The sequence below is a fragment of the Inquilinus sp. genome, assembly GCF_057815775.1.
Genome location: NZ_JBYRFX010000432.1, coordinates 1 through 4876 on the forward strand (window position 1 = coordinate 1; position 4876 = coordinate 4876).

At 64.8% G+C, this 4876-nt stretch carries 5 protein-coding genes; all 5 read left to right on the plus strand.

Features of this window, described 5'->3' with window-relative positions; all coding sequences use genetic code 11:
• On the plus strand, nucleotides 1-406 hold a 406-nt coding region (locus AC3XYG_RS15350; RefSeq protein ID WP_489140712.1), incomplete at its 5' end, for an extracellular solute-binding protein.
• 83 nt (nucleotides 407-489) lie between these two features.
• Nucleotides 490-1635 (plus strand): ABC transporter ATP-binding protein, encoded by a 1146-nt coding sequence (locus AC3XYG_RS15355; protein ID WP_489140713.1) that lies wholly within the window; start codon nucleotides 490-492, stop codon nucleotides 1633-1635.
• On the plus strand, nucleotides 1632-2603 hold the full coding sequence (locus AC3XYG_RS15360; RefSeq protein WP_489140714.1) for an ABC transporter permease subunit: 972 nt from the start codon (nucleotides 1632-1634) through the stop codon (nucleotides 2601-2603). The genes AC3XYG_RS15355 and AC3XYG_RS15360 overlap by 4 nt, the downstream gene beginning before the upstream one ends.
• The gene (locus tag AC3XYG_RS15365) at nucleotides 2600-3436 is read left to right on the plus strand and encodes an ABC transporter permease subunit (RefSeq protein ID WP_489140715.1); all 837 of its coding nucleotides are present in this window, start codon (nucleotides 2600-2602) and stop codon (nucleotides 3434-3436) included. The genes AC3XYG_RS15360 and AC3XYG_RS15365 overlap by 4 nt, the downstream gene beginning before the upstream one ends.
• 487 nt (nucleotides 3437-3923) lie before the next feature.
• Nucleotides 3924-4876, plus strand: a 953-nt coding sequence (locus tag AC3XYG_RS15370; protein WP_489140716.1) for an agmatine deiminase family protein, incomplete at its 3' end; no start/stop codon positions are given.

Genomic DNA, 4876 nt, shown 5'->3' on the forward strand with positions numbered 1-4876 from the left:
CAATGTCTGCGTCTCGGTCGGCTGGTCGGGCGACGTCAGCATCGCCAAGAGCCGGGCGGAAGAGGCCAAGAACGGCGTCAACCTCGACTACTTCATCCCGAAGGAAGGGACGCTGGTCTGGTTCGACATGATGGGCATTCCGAAGGATGCGCCGCATCCGGATGAGGCCTATGCCTATCTCAACTTCATGCTCGAGCCGAAGGTCATGGCCGGGATCGACGACGCCGTCGGCTACGGCAATGCGGTGGTCGGCGCCCGCGCGCTGATGAACCCCGACATTGCCAACGACCCGCGCGTCTTCCCGCCGGACGATGTGATGAAGCGGCTGTTCACGATCACCGAAGCGCCGTCGAACTATGAACGGCTGCGGACGCGGACCTGGACGCGGATCCGCACCGGCCAGTAAACAGCGCGGCCGCCGCATCCCAAGGGTGCGGCGGCCGTTTCCCCAGGAGCAGGGGCCGCAAGAACAGGGGGCCGGAGGCGGGAATGGGTCAGGTAAAGCCGAAACAGCAGGCCGCGCCGCAGCTATGGCGCGATCCGGATGCGAAGCCATATGTCCGGATCGAGAAGGTGACCAAGAAGTTCGGCGATTTCACCGCCGTCGACGATGTCAGCCTGTCGATCTATCGCGGTGAGTTCTTCGCCCTGCTCGGCGGATCCGGCTGCGGCAAGACCACGCTGCTACGGATGATGGCCGGGTTCGAACGGCCGACCGAAGGCAAGATCTTCATCGACGGAGTCGACATGACCGCAGTGCCGCCCTATGAGCGGCCGGTCAACATGATGTTCCAGTCCTATGCGCTGTTCCCGCATATGACGGTGGAGCAGAACGTCGCCTTCGGCCTGCGCCAGGACCGGGTGCCGGCGGCCGAGATCAAGCTCCGCGTCGCCGAGGTGCTCGACCTGGTCCAGCTCGGCCGCTTCTCCAAGCGCAAGCCGCACCAGCTGTCGGGCGGCCAGCGCCAGCGCGTCGCCCTGGCGCGCAGCCTGGTCAAGAAGCCCAAGATCCTGCTGCTGGACGAACCGCTCGGCGCGCTCGACAAGAAGCTGCGCGAACAGACCCAGTTCGAGCTGGTGAACATCCAGGAAAAGGTCGGCATCACCTTCGTGGTCGTCACCCACGACCAGGAAGAGGCGATGACCATGTCCAGCCGGATCGCGGTGATGAATTCCGGCTACATCTCGCAGCTGGGCACGCCGGCCGAGATCTACGAATACCCGCAGTCGAAATACGTCGCCGATTTCATCGGTTCGGTGAACCTGTTCGAGGGCCGGGTGGCCGAGGATCACCCCGAGCACGTCATCATCGACAGCCCGGAGGCCGGCTGCCAGCTTTACATCAGCCACGGCCTGCCGGTGCCGGTCGGCACCCAGGTCTGGGTCGCCGTGCGGCCGGAAAAGATCGCCATCTCCAAGGAGCCGGGCGAGGAGGGCACCAACAGCACCAAGGGCGTGATCAAGGAGATCGCCTATCTCGGCAATCTCTCGATCTACCTGATCGCGCTGCCGAACGGGAAGACGGTGCGGGTGACGGCGCCGAACGTGTCGCGCCTGACCGAGATGCCGATCACCTGGGAGGACGAGGTCTGGCTGTCCTGGCAGCCCTTCGCCGGCGTGGTGCTGACGCAATGACCGCCTTGACCGCGAGCGACGAGGCGGCAGGGGCTGCGGGGACGCCGGCCGCGGCCGGTCCGTCGCTGGTGCGGCGGCTGGGCGGCCGGCTGGGCCGCACCACCGTCATCGCCATCCCCTATGTCTGGCTGTTCCTGTTCTTCCTCGTCCCCTTCATCATCGTCCTGAAGATCGCCTTCGCCGACAAGGTCATCGGCCAGCCGCCCTACACGCCGCTGTTCGACTGGATCGATGACGTCCACCTCGGGATCTCGCTGAACCTCGGCAACCTGCAATACCTGCTCGACGACCCGCTCTACGTCAGCGCCTATTTCAGCTCGATCAAGATCGCCGGGATCTCGACGATCCTCAGCCTGCTGGTCGGGTACCCCATGGCCTATGCCATCGCCCGGTCGAGCCAGCAGTGGCGGGTGCCGCTGCTGATGCTGGTGATCCTGCCGTTCTGGACCTCGTTCCTGATCCGGGTCTACGCCTGGATCGGCATCCTCCAGCAACAGGGCCTGCTCAACAACCTGCTGCTCTGGCTCGGCATCATCGACCAGCCGCTGGAGATCCTGCACACCGACACCGCGGTCTATATCGGCATCGTCTATTCCTACCTGCCGTTCATGATCCTGCCGCTCTACGCCACGCTGGAGAAGCTGGATGGCTCGCTGCTGGAGGCGGCGGAGGATCTGGGCTGCCGGCCCTGGAAGGCCTTCCTGCTGATCACCCTGCCGCTGTCGATGCCCGGCATCATCGCCGGCTCGCTGTTGGTGTTCATCCCTGCGGTCGGCGAATACGTCATCCCCGAACTGCTCGGCGGCATCGACACGCTGATGATCGGCAAGGTGCTGTCGAACGAGTTCTTCCAGAACACCGACTGGCCGGTCGCCTCGGCCGTGGCGATCGTGCTGCTGCTGGTCCTGGTCATCCCGATCACGATCTTCCAGTACGTCCAGGCGAAGCAGCAGGAGGCGGAATCATGAGAAAGCCCTGGTTCCTCTTCACCTGCCTGGTGTTCGGCTACGCCTTCCTCTACGTGCCGATCATCCTGCTGATGATCTACTCCTTCAACGCAAGCCGGCTGGTCACGATCTGGGGCGGCTTCTCGTTCAAATGGTACGGCACCCTGCTGGACAACGAGCAGATGATGGACGCGGCGCGGCGATCGCTGGAAATCGCGGCGATCGCGGCCACCGTCTCCTGCGTCCTCGGCACCATCGCCGGGCTGGTGCTGGCCCGGTTCGGCCGGTTCCGGGGCCGCACCCTGTTCTCCGGCCTGGTCACGGCACCGCTGGTCATGCCGGAGGTGATCACCGGCCTGTCCATGCTGCTGCTGTTCGTGGCGATGGAAGGGCTGTTCGGCTTCCCGCGGGGCCGCGGCATGCTGACCATCACCATCGCCCACATCACCTTCTGCCTGGCCTATGTCGCCGTCATCGTGCAGTCGCGGCTGGTCAGCCTCGATGAATCGATCGAGGAGGCAGCGATGGATCTCGGCGCCCGGCCGCTGACGGTGTTCTTCTGGATCACGCTGCCGATCATTTCGCCGGCGGTGATCGCGGGCTGGTTGCTGGCCTTCACCCTGTCGCTCGACACGCTGGTCATCACCAGCTTCGTCTCGGGGCCCGGCTCAACCACCTTGCCGGTTTACATCTTCTCCAAGGTGAAGCTCGGGGTGACGCCGGAAATCAACGCGTTGGCCACCATCATCGTCGTGGTCGTCACCATCGGCGTGGTCGTCGCCGGCGGCCTGCTGGTGCGTCACGAACGCATCCGGCAGCGTGATGAGCGCCTGGCCTTCGCCGCAGGAAACTAAGGCGGCGGCCAGCCGGAACGGTGTTTCCTTACAGATTACCCCTGTTGCCGCGCAGGAGTCTTAGTCATGCGCGGCGCGCAGGTCTTCATCGGCGTTGCCCCTGGAGCAAAAGTCCGGCCGAAGCGACTACATCAGCAGCGTTCGAGAGCATCCAAAAGAGCTTATCATGTCGTTTCTATCGATCTTTGGGACCATTCGTCTCGCGCCGTTCGGGCGCAGTTTGGCGAAGCGGGGCAAGTCGATCTCCCAGCGCCGCATTTGATTGCAGGCACTGATTTCTAAGTCCTCTGGACGATCGGTTTTACGGGCTCGACCATACGGTCGGGCCCGTTCCATTTTTACGGTCACAAACCGGCTCTTTCATCTGGACGCGCCGGACGCTAGCCTCAGCGCTTGAGACAGGCCACAGCGGAAGATCATCGTGCCCGTGCCAGCATCCCTTGGTTACGTCATGCCGGCGGAGTGGGAGCCACACAGCCGCTGCTGGATGGCGTGGCCCTGCCGCGAGGAAGCGTGGGGCGAGCATCTGGACGCCGCCCGAACCGCCTATGCCGACGTGGCCCGCGCCATCGCCGAATTCGAGCCGGTGACGCTGGTCTGCAATCCCTCCGACGTGGCCGAGGCCTCGCTGATCCTCGGCAACGGTACGTCGATCGACGTGATGTCGATGGAGATCGACGACAGCTGGATGCGCGATTCGGGGCCGACCTTCCTGCTCGACCGCAACGGCCACCTCGCCGGTGCCCATTGGCGCTTCAACGCCTGGGGCCAGAAGTACCAGCCCTACAGCCGCGACGCGGTGATCGCCAAGCGCATCCTGAAGCAGGTCGGCGCCCATCGCTTCCGGGCGCCCTTCGTGCTCGAGGGCGGGGCGGTGCATGTCGATGGCGAAGGCACGGTGCTGACCACCGAGCAGTGCCTTCTGAATCCGAACCGCAACCCCGACATCACCAAGGCCCAGGTCGAGCAGAACCTGCGCGACTGGTTGGGCGTTTCCACGGTGATCTGGCTGCCGGAGGGGATCGAGGACGACGAGACCGACGGCCATGTCGACGAGATCGCCTGCTTCGTCCGGCCGGGCGTGGTGCTGGCGCTGTCGACCGACGACAAGAGCGACGGCAATTTCGACGTGCTGCAGACCAACCTGGACATCCTGCGCTCGTCCAAGGACGCCAAGGGCCGGCCCTTGCAGGTGATCGAGGTGCCGCCGCCGGCGCGGCAGGAGCACCAAGGCAAGCGGCTGAGCCTGTCCTACGTCAATTTCTACATCGCCAATGGCGGCATCGTGATGCCGGCCTTCGACGTGGCGGAGGACAAGCGCGCCTTCCGCATCATCCGCGACGCCTTCCCGAACCGCCGCGTGGTCCAGGTCCACGCCCGCGACATCTTCCTGGGCGGCGGCGGCATCCACTGCATCACCCAGCAGCAGCCGTCGCCGTA

Coding starts and splice junctions, on each gene's coding strand:
- AC3XYG_RS15360 (WP_489140714.1), top strand. CDS start 1,632: ATGACCGCCTTGACCGCGAGCGACGAGGCGGCAGGGGCTGCGGGGACG.
- AC3XYG_RS15355 (WP_489140713.1), top strand. CDS start 490: ATGGGTCAGGTAAAGCCGAAACAGCAGGCCGCGCCGCAGCTATGGCGC.
- AC3XYG_RS15365 (WP_489140715.1), top strand. CDS start 2,600: ATGAGAAAGCCCTGGTTCCTCTTCACCTGCCTGGTGTTCGGCTACGCC.